The organism is Alteromonas sp. 5NW40-0090, from assembly GCF_057552975.1.
On sequence record NZ_BAAJLT010000008.1, the window covers coordinates 242,761 to 256,469 of the forward strand.

The 13,709-nt window shown below is 45.2% G+C and carries 16 protein-coding genes; 8 read left to right on the plus strand and 8 right to left on the minus strand.

What is annotated here, in order from left to right:
* From lptA to AC27KT_RS12035, 5 genes are read right to left on the minus strand one after another with little or no spacing between them, the layout of a single operon-like run.
* Positions 1 to 546 carry a lipopolysaccharide transport periplasmic protein LptA gene (lptA, locus tag AC27KT_RS12015; protein WP_487130238.1) on the minus strand — a complete coding sequence of 182 codons (546 nt, stop codon included), beginning with the start codon at positions 544 to 546 and terminating at the stop codon, positions 1 to 3.
* Positions 515 to 1,093 (minus strand): LPS export ABC transporter periplasmic protein LptC, encoded by a 579-nt coding sequence (gene lptC, locus AC27KT_RS12020; protein WP_487130240.1) that lies wholly within the window; start codon positions 1,091 to 1,093, stop codon positions 515 to 517. Before lptC ends, lptA begins: the two co-directional genes overlap by 32 nt.
* Complete coding sequence (gene kdsC / locus AC27KT_RS12025) at positions 1,090 to 1,638, minus strand: 3-deoxy-manno-octulosonate-8-phosphatase KdsC (protein WP_487130242.1); 549 nt, start codon at positions 1,636 to 1,638, stop codon at positions 1,090 to 1,092. Before kdsC ends, lptC begins: the two co-directional genes overlap by 4 nt.
* The gene (locus tag AC27KT_RS12030; protein WP_487130244.1) at positions 1,639 to 2,619 is read right to left on the minus strand and encodes a KpsF/GutQ family sugar-phosphate isomerase; all 981 of its coding nucleotides are present in this window, start codon (positions 2,617 to 2,619) and stop codon (positions 1,639 to 1,641) included. It lies immediately after the preceding gene.
* A 2-nt stretch (positions 2,620 to 2,621) separates the two neighbouring features.
* The gene (locus AC27KT_RS12035) at positions 2,622 to 3,578 is read right to left on the minus strand and encodes a calcium/sodium antiporter (RefSeq protein WP_487130246.1); all 957 of its coding nucleotides are present in this window, start codon (positions 3,576 to 3,578) and stop codon (positions 2,622 to 2,624) included.
* Positions 3,579 to 4,161: 583 nt separating this feature from the next.
* Between AC27KT_RS12035 and mlaF the strand changes: the two genes are divergently transcribed.
* The 7 genes from mlaF to murA all read left to right on the plus strand — a co-directional run bounded on the left by mlaF (position 4,162) and on the right by murA (position 8,869).
* Entirely contained in the window at positions 4,162 to 4,962 is an 801-nt protein-coding gene (gene mlaF / locus AC27KT_RS12040; protein ID WP_039219621.1) for a phospholipid ABC transporter ATP-binding protein MlaF, read from the plus strand.
* A complete protein-coding gene (gene mlaE, locus AC27KT_RS12045; RefSeq protein WP_487130249.1) occupies positions 4,959 to 5,735 on the plus strand; it encodes a lipid asymmetry maintenance ABC transporter permease subunit MlaE in 777 nt (258 codons plus the stop codon). Before mlaF ends, mlaE begins: the two co-directional genes overlap by 4 nt.
* A 9-nt stretch (positions 5,736 to 5,744) precedes the next feature.
* Positions 5,745 to 6,218, plus strand: a complete 474-nt coding sequence (gene mlaD, locus AC27KT_RS12050; RefSeq protein WP_014948351.1) for an outer membrane lipid asymmetry maintenance protein MlaD — start codon at positions 5,745 to 5,747, stop codon at positions 6,216 to 6,218.
* Between the two features lie 118 nt (positions 6,219 to 6,336).
* Complete coding sequence (locus AC27KT_RS12055) at positions 6,337 to 7,002, plus strand: MlaC/ttg2D family ABC transporter substrate-binding protein (RefSeq protein ID WP_039219612.1); 666 nt, start codon at positions 6,337 to 6,339, stop codon at positions 7,000 to 7,002.
* On the plus strand, positions 6,999 to 7,307 hold the full coding sequence (locus AC27KT_RS12060) for an STAS domain-containing protein (protein ID WP_487130252.1): 309 nt from the start codon (positions 6,999 to 7,001) through the stop codon (positions 7,305 to 7,307). The genes AC27KT_RS12055 and AC27KT_RS12060 overlap by 4 nt, the downstream gene beginning before the upstream one ends.
* A gap of 29 nt (positions 7,308 to 7,336) precedes the next feature.
* Positions 7,337 to 7,594 carry a BolA family protein gene (locus tag AC27KT_RS12065; protein WP_487130254.1) on the plus strand — a complete coding sequence of 86 codons (258 nt, stop codon included), beginning with the start codon at positions 7,337 to 7,339 and terminating at the stop codon, positions 7,592 to 7,594.
* 12 nt (positions 7,595 to 7,606) lie between these two features.
* Positions 7,607 to 8,869, plus strand: coding sequence for a UDP-N-acetylglucosamine 1-carboxyvinyltransferase (murA, locus tag AC27KT_RS12070; protein WP_487130256.1), 1,263 nt, complete (start codon positions 7,607 to 7,609; stop codon positions 8,867 to 8,869).
* A 146-nt stretch (positions 8,870 to 9,015) separates the two neighbouring features.
* Here murA and AC27KT_RS12075 read toward each other — a convergent pair whose 3' ends face one another.
* The 3 genes from AC27KT_RS12075 to AC27KT_RS12085 all read right to left on the minus strand — a co-directional run bounded on the left by AC27KT_RS12075 (position 9,016) and on the right by AC27KT_RS12085 (position 12,271).
* Positions 9,016 to 10,086, minus strand: coding sequence for a trypsin-like peptidase domain-containing protein (locus AC27KT_RS12075; protein ID WP_039219592.1), 1,071 nt, complete (start codon positions 10,084 to 10,086; stop codon positions 9,016 to 9,018).
* 300 nt (positions 10,087 to 10,386) lie between these two features.
* Positions 10,387 to 11,748: a DegQ family serine endoprotease gene (locus AC27KT_RS12080; RefSeq protein ID WP_487130285.1), complete on the minus strand. Its 1,362-nt coding sequence runs from the start codon at positions 11,746 to 11,748 to the stop codon at positions 10,387 to 10,389.
* A gap of 88 nt (positions 11,749 to 11,836) precedes the next feature.
* On the minus strand, positions 11,837 to 12,271 hold the full coding sequence (locus AC27KT_RS12085; protein WP_136780558.1) for a ZapG family protein: 435 nt from the start codon (positions 12,269 to 12,271) through the stop codon (positions 11,837 to 11,839).
* Positions 12,272 to 12,526: 255 nt separating this feature from the next.
* Here AC27KT_RS12085 and zapE point away from each other — a divergent pair, with 255 nt between their 5' ends.
* Positions 12,527 to 13,624 carry a cell division protein ZapE gene (gene zapE / locus AC27KT_RS12090; protein WP_487130259.1) on the plus strand — a complete coding sequence of 366 codons (1,098 nt, stop codon included), beginning with the start codon at positions 12,527 to 12,529 and terminating at the stop codon, positions 13,622 to 13,624.
* Positions 13,625 to 13,709 lie beyond the last annotated feature (85 nt).

Genomic DNA, 13,709 nt, shown 5'->3' on the forward strand with positions numbered 1-13,709 from the left:
CTATTCATTGTCCTTGTTATCTTTCTTTGACGATGTTTTGCGAATAGTTTCCGGCGTAAATACCGTAGTTACCCGGCCTTCGCCATTTTTACCCGCTCCACCGGTTGCAAGTAATTGCTCGGTAATCATATCAAAAGTAATCTTGTCGCCTTGCACTTTACTGGTGTCCTGCTGTAGCTCAGCGCTGCCTGCCAGAGAGATGGTACGATTAGCCACTTCATAGCGTATCTCATTGGCCTTTGCTGACACTGGCGTACCGTCCTCAAGCGATTGAGAATAGCTAGCAGGGTTACCCCGTGCGATAAATATTTCTCGTCCGCTGCCGTCTGTAGCGATAACTTCGACCTCATCAGCCTTGATGACAAGCGAACCTTGCGTGATAAGGACGTCTTCTTTGTAAAGCGCAGTTTTGTTTTTACCGTCAATAAACTGGGTGTTCGACCCTATTTTGATGGGTTGTGAAAAGTCGTCTTCACTAGCAAGCACCGCACCACTAGCGATGGCAAGCATAAAACTAGTTGCTAGGGGAATAAGTCGTTTGTACATGATCTAAAAGCTCGTATTCTTGTGTGCGTAAGTTCGCGTTAAACCCATTACTTAAAATAAGGTACTGTGTACCCAGTATCTCAACGGGTTGATCAGATGTCATTTGTTTCGTGTCTAAATTTATCTGTATGTATTCAGTTGATAAACTTTTCACAAAATCATCGCTGGTTTGATTTTCTATAACAACGCTATTTTCAAGTTGAATCAGCTCATTGTTATAAAGCGTTCCTTCTTGTGCTGTTACAACCCAAGGTGATGAAGCGTTTTCCGTATACAAGGTGTACTTTGGCTGTTGAAATAAAACAAAACCCAGCTGGTCATAGTGTTCCATCGACTCTGCAAACACTTTGTGGTTCAACTCACCGTCTTGATTGTATAACGTAGTCGTTAGGTTCTTAGCCTTATATGCTGGCTTCAAGGCGTCATTTTCGCTACTGCCTTGAGTTTCAGGCTGCTCTTCCATCCACGTAGGGATGTACATCAAAAGCGCTAAGATAAATAGCGCCGATATACTTAAACCTAAGCGATTGAAGCCAAATAGGCTCATACACTCGCTCCAAAAATCTCGTTCGCCACCCCTTTGGCTTGCAAAATAGTGTCTGATATTTCTCGCACCGCACCAAACCCACCTGGAAGTGTGGTTATCCAATTGGCTTGTTTGGCGACGTAAGGGTGGGCATCGGCCACTGCAATTTTAACAGCAACATGTTGATACATACCTGTGTCAGGCATGTCATCACCTACCGCTGCAACTTCATTAGGCGCTAACTTCAGGCTTTGCATCAGTTCGCTCAGCGCGTCTGCTTTATTTTCTTCGCCTTGAATTATGTGCGCAACGTTAAGGGCTTTCATTCTATTTTCTACAATTGCTGAGCGTCGCCCTGTGATAACTGCGACATTGACGCCGTTGCTTACTAGCGCTTTTACGCCATATCCGTCGCGAGTGTGAAAGGCTTTAAGTTCTTCACCGTCATTGCCTAAGTAAATGCGGCCGTCAGAAAATACGCCATCTACGTCACACACCAGTAGCTTAATATGCGCTAGTTTTTCAAAAAGCCCTTTGTCTAGATCGGTATATAAGGTCGTCGTCATTCAGAGTACTCCTGCTTTCAGAAGCATGTGCATATTGAAGGCGCCAACAGGTTTGCGCTTGTCATCGGTGACCATCAGCGCGCTTATCTTGTGAGTTTCCATTAAGTTGAGGGCTTCAACAGCCAATTGCTCTGCGGTTGTGGTTTTACCGCCTTTGGTCATCACATCTTCTACGGTTACGCCGTGCACATCAATGCGTGCATCGAGTATTCGTCGTAAATCACCGTCTGTAAAGACGCCGGTCAATGAGCCATCAGAGGCTAATACACCAGTCATGCCAAGCCCCTTTTTAGAGATTTCTAAAAGCGCGTCAGCGACAGATGCGTTTTCACTCACTAGCGGGATGTCGCTGCCGTTAAGCATAATATCACTCACTTTGAGCAGCAGTTTTCTACCCAAGCTACCGCCAGGATGCGACAGCGCAAAATCATCCGACGTAAAGCCTTTTTGGTCGAGTAAGGCCACCGCAAGGGCGTCGCCCATAACCAAAGTGGCTGTTGTGCTTGACGTAGGGGCAAGACCTAACGAGCAGGCTTCTTTTTCAACGCTTATATCAAGTACTACATCTGCGTGTTGACCCAACGAGCTGGATGCACTATTGGTCATGGCCACAACTTGTATCCCCAAACGCTTAACGACAGGCAAAAGATTAACTAACTCGTTAGTTTCACCAGAATTAGAGATGGCTAATAAGACGTCTCCTTTACTCAGCATGCCCAAGTCGCCGTGGTTGGCCTCGCCTGGATGCATGAAAAAAGCAGGCGTTCCTGTACTGGCCAGCGTAGCAGCAATTTTATTTCCAATGTGCCCAGACTTACCCATACCGCTCACGACCACTTTTCCCTTACAGTTGAAGAGAATGTTACACGCAATGATAAAATCACCGTTTAAGCGCTCTGCAAGATTGGCAATGGCTTGCGCTTCAATGTCGATAACACGCTTTGCCGATTCAATATAGTGCATCTGAGTTTTTGTATTCATGGTTATCCGAACAGCCAGAATTGATAGCCGATAAAGCAAGCCAGAAGTATAAATCCATTTGTTCTTGAAATTGTACGCTTGCCAATTAAATCGAAGCTGAACAAAAACAATAGCAAAGTTAAGCCGAGCATAACGTACATGTCTCGATTATAAACATCTGGGTCGAGAAGACCTGGGGCAATTAACCCAGGCATACCAAGTACGGCAAGCAGGTTGAAAATGTTAGAGCCGATGATATTACCCAGTGCTAAATCGTCTTCGCCTTTGAGCACGCCTGCTACACTTGCTGCAAGCTCGGGCAGGCTTGTGCCAAAGGCAATGATAGTCAGTCCAATAACTAAATCAGAAATGCCCATGTATCTGGCAATTTCAACGGCCGAATTTACTAGAAAGTGGGCACTCAATGGCAGAACAACAAGGCCAACACCTATCCAGATAAGCGCGGAAGTATTTGAAACGCCCTTAGGGATCTCATCTGCGGTTTCAGCAACAAGCGGGTCTTCTTTATCTACTTGAAGTGACAACCAAGCCATCATTGCCAGAACAAAAATAAATAGGCCCAGTAAGATGATCCCTTCATAAGACTTCAATTCTCCGTCAAACATAAAGCCGATAGCTATTAGTGAGATGATCAGAAGCGCTGGAAGTTCACGTTTTAGGGTGGTAGATGAAACAAGAAGCGGCTTTACAAGCGCAGTTATACCTAACACCAATGCGATGTTTGTTATATTCGAACCTAGTGCATTACCTACCGCAGTGTTCATATTGCCATTGGCAGAGGCAATAGCGGAGACCACGATTTCAGGTGCCGAAGAGCCCATAGCGACAATCGTTAGGCCGATCATCATAGGAGAGATACCGATGTTCTTTGCCAGCGCTGAAGCACCATAAACAAAACGGTCCGCACTCCAACTCAAGACAATCAGCCCAATCAGAAAAATAACAATGTTTAAAAGCACAACAACCTGTAAGAGAAAGTATTTCGCTAGATTGTCGCAAAAAGAGTGCCATTTGCCTATGCTCGCAACGCTTTATTTTCATCAAATAAGGGCTATTACCGTAAATTTCTGCCGATAGTGAATGTTAAATGAGTCTTTATTGGTATACCCCGAGCGTTCAGTTTCAGTTAATAAACAAGGAAATAGGATGGGGACTGGTACTATATGTAAGAGTTAGTTAAGGCGCGGGCATTACTTCAGCGCGGGACACCTATCATTCGTCTCAATAGAACATAACTTGTAACTTTTTGACTTTGGCGAGGCTCTTGAAAAAGCGTACAATGGCACCAAATTACACGGCCCAATGAGCATGTCGATAGATCATGCTAGCCTGTAAACATAAAAACTACACTGAAGAGTAAACTTTTTTGAAATTGCGCGTTCTTAAAAGTAAACTGCTCAGTAAACTTTATGAGAGATGTGTGCAAAGGCATAGAAATTGAATATGCCTATCACTCATATTATTTATTATTTTTTTAAGTGGGTTGCAATCGCGGTTAGAAACGTAGCCAATCCAGCGTCAGGGGTCGACATTTAAGTAACTATGGATCATTTAGTTGAAGTAGATAACCTTACCTTTAAGCGCGCCGATCGCATCATTTATGATGGGATATCGCTAAAGGTACCCAAAGGCAAAATTACTGCGGTAATGGGCCCAAGTGGTATAGGTAAAACCACGCTGCTGCGCCTTATTGGTGGGCAGTTAACGCCAGATGAAGGCGACGTAAAATTCGACGGCGATTCGATTGTCTCAATGTCGAGAAAGTCTCTTTACCAAACCCGTCGTAGAATGAGCATGCTTTTCCAAAGTGGCGCGCTGTTTACTGATATGAGTGTGTTCGATAATGTGGCGTTTCCCCTTCGCGAGCATACTGATCTGTCAGAAGACTTGATAGCAACGATTGTCGCTTTAAAGCTACAGGCAGTAGGATTGCGCGGTGCGGCTAAGTTAATGCCCAGTGAACTGTCTGGTGGAATGGCGCGCAGGGCCGCACTCGCAAGAGCGATAGCGCTAGACCCAGATTTAATCATGTACGACGAACCCTTTGCCGGCCAAGATCCTATTTCGATGGGCGTGTTGGTGAAGCTAATTCGTGAACTAAACGACGCACTAGGCCTTACCAGCATAGTAGTAACCCATGATGTAACCGAAGTGTTGACCATTGCTGACTATATCTACATTTTGGCAGATAAGCGGGTTATCGGTGAAGGAACGGCACAGCAAATTAAAGAAAGTGACTCTGAATTAGTTCAGCAGTTCTTGAAAGGAAAAGCAGACGGCCCGGTACCCTTTCATTACCCTGCACCTGATTTGAAAACAAGCTTTTTGGGGGCAGATGAATGAAGTTCTTCCAATCAATAGGTGCTAAAACGATAGGGAAAGTTACCGCAATTGGTAGAGCTGCACTGATGTTGTTTGGTGCACTTGTCGCTGTCCCTCGAGTAAAAAATATTCCACTGGTTATTAAACAGCTTTATGTGGTTGGTGTTCAGTCGCTGCTCATCATCATGGTGTCGGGGCTGTTTATTGGCATGGTGATGGCACTTCAAGGCTACACTATTTTAGTGGATTATGGTGCAGAAGGGAGCTTAGGTCCCATGGTTGCACTGTCTCTACTACGAGAACTCGGCCCGGTGGTTACGGCTCTACTGTTTGCTGGACGTGCTGGGTCTGCGTTGACTGCTGAGATTGGCCTTATGAAAGCCACTGAGCAGTTAAGTAGCTTGGAAATGATGGCGGTAGATCCCTTAAGGCGCATAGTAGCTCCGCGTTTTTGGGCGGGAATGTTAGCCATGCCTATGCTGGCCATTATTTTCAGTGCTATTGGTATTTTAGGTGGCCATTTGGTCGGCGTAGACTGGTTGGGTGTTGATGCAGGTAGCTACTGGTCAATTATGCAGTCGACCGTTGATTGGAACCAAGATGTCATTAACGGTGTGATAAAAAGCCTCGTATTTGCCTTGGTTGTGACGTGGATTGCCATATTTAAAGGTTACGATTCTATTCCTACATCGGAAGGGATCAGCAAAGCGACTACCGAAACGGTGGTCTATTCATCATTAGCAGTATTAGGGCTGGACTTCGTGCTTACCGCCCTTATGTTTGGTATCGAGTAGGGGATTGGAATGAGCAAGTATAAAACGGAAGTAATGGTTGGTGTGTTTGTCATGCTTACGATTGGTGCGCTGTTGTTATTGGCACTAAAGGTTGCAAACCAAACGGTAGCCACCGAAGGCGATACCTACACCCTATATGCGAAGTTCGACAATATCGGCGGATTAAAGCCTCGCTCAGCGGTGAAAGTGGGGGGCGTAACAGTTGGCCGTGTGTCATCAATTACGCTAGACCAAGAAGATTTTACGCCAGTGGTTGAACTATCAATCCTAAATGAATACAACGGTTTCCCTGAAACCAGCTCGGTTTCTATTCTGACGTCTGGTTTATTGGGTGAGCAATATGTTGGTTTCCAGCCAGGGTTCTCTTTTGACGGTGTCGCTAATCTTCAAAATGGTGATTATCTACAAGATACGAAGTCAGCGTTAGTGCTAGAAGACCTTATTGGACAATTCTTATTTAACCGCGGCAGCGATGAAGACTAATCGCGGCATAGCATCTGAACGTATGTAACCTAGTCGTCAATTAATTCCAGCGGCCTGATGAAACTAAATGTTTGTTTGTCAGGTCTGCTAAATAGAGTTTTAAGTTAGGAGAGTGATTTTGAAAAAGTTTATGGTAGCAATTGGCATTTTCATGATGTCTGTAGCAGGCATAGCCAATGCGCAAGAAGTTAATGAGCAAAACCCCTATGAGCTAGTTCAGGATGTGGCTAACCGCACATTTGAGCGAATTAAAGCGAATCAGGCTGAAATTAAAGCTGATCCTGAAATGCTACGCACTATCATGGAAGAAGAGTTGGTGCCGCACATTGACTATAAATTTGCGGCTTTTATGGTGCTAGGTAAGCATTTTAAATCGGTTCCTCAAGAAAAAATGGGCGAGTACATCAGTGTATTTCGTCAGTATTTGGTAACAACCTATGCTGTTGCGATGGGCTACTACGACAACCAAGAAGTTATCTTTGAGCCTGAATCGTCTTTTGATGATAAGAAGTCTGTGACTGTACGCGCGGTTGTTCAAGATCCCAACCGCCCTGAAATTAAAATTGCTTTCAAAGTTCGTAAAGACAGCAAAACTAATGAATGGAAAGCCTACGATATGGTGGCTGAAGGCATTAGCATGCTAAACAGCAAGCGCAGCGAATTCGAATCAATACTCCGTCAAGACGGCATCGATTCAGTGATTGCGCTAATGCGCGATAAAATTGGTAAGCCAGTAGAGCTCAAGCAGGGCGAGCCAATTGAAATCGAAGGAGAGGCTGAGTGAGCCTTTTCGAGGTAAATGACAAAGGCAATATTGTGGTTCACGGTCATCTCGACCGTGAAACACTGTCGAAAAATTTCTGGGAAAGCTTAAACGGTAACGAACGCAGTGCTTTGATTACTAATAAAAGATGTCAGATCGATTTAAGTGATGTAGAGCGTGCAGACAGTGCTGGTTTGGCGTGGCTTATTAATGCTGTTAGGGATGCAAAGCAAAATGGTGTTAGCATGACCCTTTATAAAATGCCTGAAAAGCTACAGAAGCTTGCGAAAATAAGCGACGCAAATAGCTTTTTACCCTTAGAATAAACACCAGTTAGCGAATAAAGAAGTAAGTTATGGAATTGTCTGAAATTGAAAAGATCTTGAAAGATGCGTTAGACCTACACGAAGTCCACGTGAAGGGTGAAGGTTCGCATTTTAATATTATCGCGGTAAGTGATGCATTTGATGAAATGAGTCGTGTAAAGCGCCAGCAAGCGGTATACGCGCCTTTAGCTGATAAAATTGCAGACGGCAGCATGCATGCAATTACCATCAAGACGTTTTCAGTGAAAGACTGGGAGCGTGAGCGCCAGTTTAATATTCCTCAATAATAGGCGCAGCACGTGGATAAACTCGTAATTAAAAAGAGCCCTGCACTCAACGGAACTGTGCGTATCTCTGGCGCTAAAAATGCGGCGCTGCCGTTGTTGATGACTAGCTTGCTTACCGATTCTCCTTGTCGTTATACCAACGTTCCCCGTCTTCGTGATATCAACACGACTACGGCGCTTTTGCGTGAATTGGGTGTAGAGGTAGCGTTACCCGCGCCTAACGATATTGTTATTGATGCAAGTACACTTGAAAGTGTGACCGCGTCTTATGATTTAGTGCGTACCATGCGTGCTTCAATTTTGGTGTTAGGCCCATTGCTTGCAAAGCAGGGTAAAGCGAACGTGTCTTTGCCTGGTGGTTGTGCGATAGGCGCACGCCCAGTGAATCTTCATTTAACTGGCCTTGAAAAGATGGGCGCAAAGATTGAAGTAGACGAAGGCTATATTCGTGCTGAAGTTGATGGTCGTTTAAAAGGCGCCCGAATCTTTATGGATATGGTGAGTGTAGGTGCTACCGAAAACTTACTTATGGCCGCGGCATTGGCTGATGGTACGACTATTTTAGAAAACGCTGCACGAGAGCCTGAAATTGTTGATTTGGCGAATTGTCTTATCCAGATGGGCGCAAAAATTACTGGCGCAGGAAGTGATAAAATAACCATTGAAGGTGTAGAAACCTTAAATGGTTGCGATTATGCCGTACTGCCTGATCGCATAGAAACCGGTACTTTCTTAGTCGCAGCTGCAGTAACTGGCGGTAAAATTCGCTGTACCCATGCGGCCCCTGATACGTTAGACGCTGTGCTAGATAAGTTAGAACAAGCTGGCGCGAAAATCACGGTAGGTGAAGACTGGATTGAGCTAGATATGGAAGGGCGTAAGCCGCAGGCTGTTCGCGTTAAGACTGCACCACATCCAGCATTCCCCACCGATATGCAAGCTCAGTTCGTCACCCTAAACTGTGTTGCCGAAGGTACAGGCGTAATTACAGAAACTATTTTTGAAAACCGCTTTATGCATGTGCCAGAGCTACAGCGTATGGGCGCCGAAATCGCATTAGAAGCAAACTCAGCTGTATCCAAAGGCAGTTCAAGCTTGAAAGGGGCGCCAGTGATGGCTACTGATCTTCGCGCATCAGCAAGCTTGGTTATCGCTGGGCTTATTGCAGACGGTGAAACTCACGTAAATCGAATTTACCACTTAGACCGTGGTTATGAGTCGATAGAAGAGAAACTTGGTGGTTTAGGCGCCATCATAGAGCGAGTTAAAGAGTAACGTTATCTTGTGAGTTTTTAGTATAAATAAAAGCGCCTGTTCATTACGGCGCTTTTTTTGTACCTGATTTATCTCTATTACCAGTGAAGTTAAACAGCAACTGAGCAACCGCTATCTGCCTATGTGGCGCTGAATATCTATAACAATTATTGGCCCGCGCGAAGCTCTGCAACAGTAGCTGTAATAGTTATGGAGCGACCATCGCGACTAAGTTCAATTTCTAGTTCAGTACCGGGTTCGGTTTCGGCAATCATATCCAAGGTTTTGGAAGCACTTTCTAAACGCACGCCGTCTATGGCAACAATAATGTCGCCAGGGCGAATACCCGCAATATCGGCAGGGCTGCCTTTACCTACCGCTTGAACATCAATACCCGGCCGGTTGCGATTTTCACCGCCGACAAAACCTAGCTGGCCGCGCACAACGCGCCCGTTACTGATAATTTCATCCATTACTCGCTTAGCCAGTTCGTATGGCACAGCAAAGTTAATACCGTCCACGTTACGTGCGCGGTTATTAGAATCTAACACCTGAAAATTAGCATTGGTAATGCCTAGTAAAATGCCATTGCTATCTACCAGCGCGCCACCAGAGTTACCTTGGTTCAAAACTGCATCGGTTTGAATGAAATCAACATAGTTTGAAAGACCATTACGACCCGCTCTACTGACAATACCTTGGGTAACTGTTTGGCCTAAGTCGAAGGGATTACCAATCGCCATAACTACATCACCTACATGGGTATCAGGTTCTGATACTTGAGGAATGATATGCAGGTTATCCGCGGTTACCTTCAATACTGCTAGGTCGGTCAAAGGGTCTGTGCCGACAATCTGCGCCTCCAAAATACGGCCGTCTTGCACAGCTACGTAAATACTGTCCGCATCGGCAACCACGTGGTGACAGGTCAGTAGGTAGCCATTCTCTGTCATAATAACGCCTGAACCAAGGTTGGTGCGCCCACGAGATTGATTTCTAAAAATACCAGAGCCGTTTTCAATACTTACGCTGTAAATATTAACTACTGCGGGTGCAGAGCGGCTTAACGCGGTGAAATAGCTCTCGCGGCTGGCGCTGACTGAATGAGTATTAAAGAAGCCCTGAGCAAGACCTTTACCATTGCGAAGCTCGGGGATAAACACCAACAGCAGTGCAGCAACAGCAACGCCAAGAATTATAGATTTTAGTAAGAAGTTTATTATTGAGCGGCCAGTCACAAATCACACTTATTGTTGTCTGTCGCACTTACTCTATATGTACCGTCATAGCGGCACTACTTCACAAATTAAAAGCGCAACGTTTTTGAATTATCATTCGTGATATAAAGGATATCACTTTATTCAATAAACTACCGTAACGAAACGCAAATTTTATGTAACTGAGGCCGGTTTATTGCAAAATGGTATTATGCTGCAAAGTGCAGGCAACGCTTTATTTTAACCAATTTCAATAAAAAACGGCGCGAAGGCGCGCCGTTTTGTTTCTATAACCAAATAGGTATGGCTAACTCACGTGCTTTATTGCCTAATCACTAAATATAGCGTCGAGTTTCCACGTTTTACATTGAGGGCGATAACGCCTTTTGCTTCGTCTAGTGCATTTCTGAACTCAGCAACCGTAGACGTACGCACGCGGTTAACGCCAATTATAACGTCATCAGATTGAAGGCCAATTCGCGCTGCGGGCGCACCACGCTCAATATCAGAGACCACTACACCAGCATTACCAGCATCGTCAGTGCCGTTAGACAAGGTTGCACCTTCTAGTGCTGGGTGAATTTGAGCAGCAGTTACCGTGGTATCAGTAGCGTCGTCCAGTACAACGTCTACACTTATTTGCTTACCTTTGCGCATAACGGTGAGTTCTACCTCTGCGCCAGCACCCATACTCGCAATTTTTGCACGTAGTTCTTGGAAGCTGTGAAGTTTTCGACCGTTAATCGCAGTAATGATATCACCGGCTTGCAGACCACCTTTTTCAGCAGCCGAGTCTGGCTGAACTTCACTCACAAACGCACCAATGTTCACTTCCGCATTCATAGCTTCGGCAAGGCCCGCGTCAATATCGCTACCTAATATACCTAATAGGCCACGGCGAACTTCACCAAACTCTGCAATTTGGTCAACAAGGCTCTTCATCATATTGGCAGGGATAGCAAAACCGATGCCGACGTTGCCGCCGTTAGGACCAAAGATAGCGGTGTTGATACCAACCAATTCACCATGAAGGTTAACTAACGCACCGCCTGAGTTACCGCGGTTAATTGCTGCGTCGGTTTGAATAAAGTCTTCATAGCCGCCAATGTTCAAGCCTGAGCGGCCCAGAGCGCTTACAATACCAGAGGTAACCGTTTGAGAAAGACCAAACGGATTACCAATTGCTACTACAAAGTCGCCTACGCGCAGCGCGTCAGAATCGGCAAGCGGTAATGCTTTTAAATCATCAGGTTCTATTTTAAGTAACGCGATATCACTTTGCTCATCAGAGCCCAGTTTTTTGGCTTTGAACTCGCGACCGTCAGTTAACTTAACCGTGATTTCATCTGCGTTATCAACAACGTGATTGTTGGTAACGACGTAACCTTTATCAGCATCAATGATGACACCAGAACCCAGACCTCGGAAAGGGCGTTCCTGAACCTGCTCTTGCGGGGCACCGAAGAAGTAGCGAAACATCTCGGGTACACGCTGCGTAGAGGTTTGTGTTCCTTCTACCGCAATGCTTACTACCGCTGGGGTAGCTTCTTCTAGCATGGGGGCTAAAGAGGGAACTTCATCTTTCTTATCAGAAAAGAACGGTAACGCCGCCTGTGTGCTAGCAGTAAAGCCCAATGAACTTACAACAACGGCAGACGCCAATAGACAATGGCGGAAAGACATTTTCATGTTCGCTTACACTCCTTCATGTTATATGCGACATAGCATGGTTTCACTAAAAGAGTCCGAGGTCGTAATAAAGTTCCCGATGTTACTGTTTTTCTGCGGTGTTCTTATCAGAACCGCCGACGAACAGCCCAGAACCCGAGTTAGCGAAGTCCCTTGGCTGTGTATCAGAAACACGCTTAACTCTCGATTTGTCAGACCCTTTTAGGTTGTTACGTAAATATGTGGTTGCTTGTTCCCCGTAAAAAGGGACTTTGCTGTCATCATCGCCGCCTTGCTCAAGCAGCAATTCATACTCTTCAATTTGTTGCTTTAGGGTTTCGCACTGGCTTTCAATGCTCTCTAAGCTTTGACGAGTTTGATGAATGTGGTGTTGCGCCTGCTGTGCGAGGATCTCTTTAACTTGCTTCTCAGTCTGTGCAGTATTGCCTGCGCCCTGCTTCTGTTGAAAAAAGCGACCTGCGAAAAAGCCAATAATTAACCCAACTACTAACAAAGCAAGAGATACTAACAATTCCATTATATTCTCCGAATCAATCTACATCTTGCAGCCGACCTTTACTTCTACGATCTAAAAGCTGCTTTCGACCATACGCTGAATATAGCAAGGTCGAACCCGAAAAGCGCATACATCGAGGTATTTATTCGGTGTATGTCGAATTTCAATGTGAGATTCTACCGTGATTTCCATTAAAATTAAGGTCATAATTGAGAAATTCAAGCAGGTCGGTGCAGCAAGCGCCACTATTGACTTTTGTACGGAGTGGTTTCGGCGATGACGCCATGGGAAAAATATCAGCTAGATCTTCAGTCGTCTGACTTTCATTACGATGCGGCGCAAGAAAATGCAGTAAAAGAACTTCAACGCTTGTTTGATGAGCTTACCCAACCTGAAAAGAAAACGACGTGGCGGGTAAAGTTAAAAGCAGCGTTTGGAAAAGGTCATGCAAAGCCCGGCATTCAGGGTATTTACTTTTATGGCGGGGTAGGGCGAGGCAAAACCTATTTGGTAGACACCTTCTACGACTGTTTGCCGTTCGAGAAGAAAATGCGCGTGCATTTTCACCGCTTTATGTACCGTGTGCACGATGAACTAAAGCAGCTTAATAGCGCGCAAGACCCACTAAAGTTAGTGGCTGCCAAGTTAGCAAAAGAAGCGCGGGTAATATGCTTTGACGAGTTTTTCGTGTCTGATATAACCGATGCAATGATTTTAGGCACGTTAATGGAAGAACTGTTTGGTCACGGCATCGTGCTGGTGGCGACGTCGAACATAGTACCTGACGATTTATATAAAAACGGATTGCAGCGTGCGCGGTTCTTACCAGCCATCGACCTACTTAATCAGAATACCCGGGTGGTAAATGTTGATAGCGGTATTGATTATCGTCTTAGGACCTTAGAGCAAGCCGAAATTTATCACTACCCACTTGATGACGAAGCTACTGAAAACTTGCATAGCTACTTTTCTCAGTTAGCACCGGAAGAAGGCTCTAAAGGCGAAAATATTGAGGTGAACAACCGAAAAATACCGACGCTTAGAAATGCTGACGGGGTATTGATGATAGATTTTAAAGCCCTGTGTGGCGGGCCCCGTAGCCAGAGCGACTACATTGAGCTAAGCCGTTGTTATCACTCAGTGCTTTTAGCGAATGTTAAGGAAATGGGCCAGCATAATGACGATGTGGCACGCCGTTTTATTGCAATGGTGGACGAGTTTTACGAGCGAAATGTAAAGCTGATCATATCTGCAGAAGTCGCGCTGGAAAGCTTGTACACCGAGGGGCTACTTAACTTTGAGTTCAGACGCTGTCTTAGCCGCTTGAAGGAAATGCAGTCCCACGACTACCTAGCAACCGAGCACTTACCGTAAACATAAATATGGGGTCATAGTACATTTTGACCTCATTAAAAATGTGAAAGCTACCAACCTACACCCTTTCTAGGGGCGTTCACAT

What these genes read in the sequence shown, in the direction of transcription:
- lptA (WP_487130238.1), bottom strand. Translation starts at nt 546, where the DNA reads ATGTACAAACGACTTATTCCCCTAGCAACTAGTTTTATGCTTGCCATC.
- lptC (WP_487130240.1), bottom strand. Translation starts at nt 1,093, where the DNA reads ATGAGCCTATTTGGCTTCAATCGCTTAGGTTTAAGTATATCGGCGCTA.
- kdsC (WP_487130242.1), bottom strand. Translation starts at nt 1,638, where the DNA reads ATGACGACGACCTTATATACCGATCTAGACAAAGGGCTTTTTGAAAAA.
- AC27KT_RS12030 (WP_487130244.1), bottom strand. Translation starts at nt 2,619, where the DNA reads ATGAATACAAAAACTCAGATGCACTATATTGAATCGGCAAAGCGTGTT.
- mlaF (WP_039219621.1), top strand. Translation starts at nt 4,162, where the DNA reads ATGGATCATTTAGTTGAAGTAGATAACCTTACCTTTAAGCGCGCCGAT.
- mlaE (WP_487130249.1), top strand. Translation starts at nt 4,959, where the DNA reads ATGAAGTTCTTCCAATCAATAGGTGCTAAAACGATAGGGAAAGTTACC.
- mlaD (WP_014948351.1), top strand. Translation starts at nt 5,745, where the DNA reads ATGAGCAAGTATAAAACGGAAGTAATGGTTGGTGTGTTTGTCATGCTT.
- AC27KT_RS12065 (WP_487130254.1), top strand. Translation starts at nt 7,337, where the DNA reads ATGGAATTGTCTGAAATTGAAAAGATCTTGAAAGATGCGTTAGACCTA.
- AC27KT_RS12080 (WP_487130285.1), bottom strand. Translation starts at nt 11,748, where the DNA reads ATGTCTTTCCGCCATTGTCTATTGGCGTCTGCCGTTGTTGTAAGTTCA.
- AC27KT_RS12085 (WP_136780558.1), bottom strand. Translation starts at nt 12,271, where the DNA reads ATGGAATTGTTAGTATCTCTTGCTTTGTTAGTAGTTGGGTTAATTATT.
- zapE (WP_487130259.1), top strand. Translation starts at nt 12,527, where the DNA reads ATGACGCCATGGGAAAAATATCAGCTAGATCTTCAGTCGTCTGACTTT.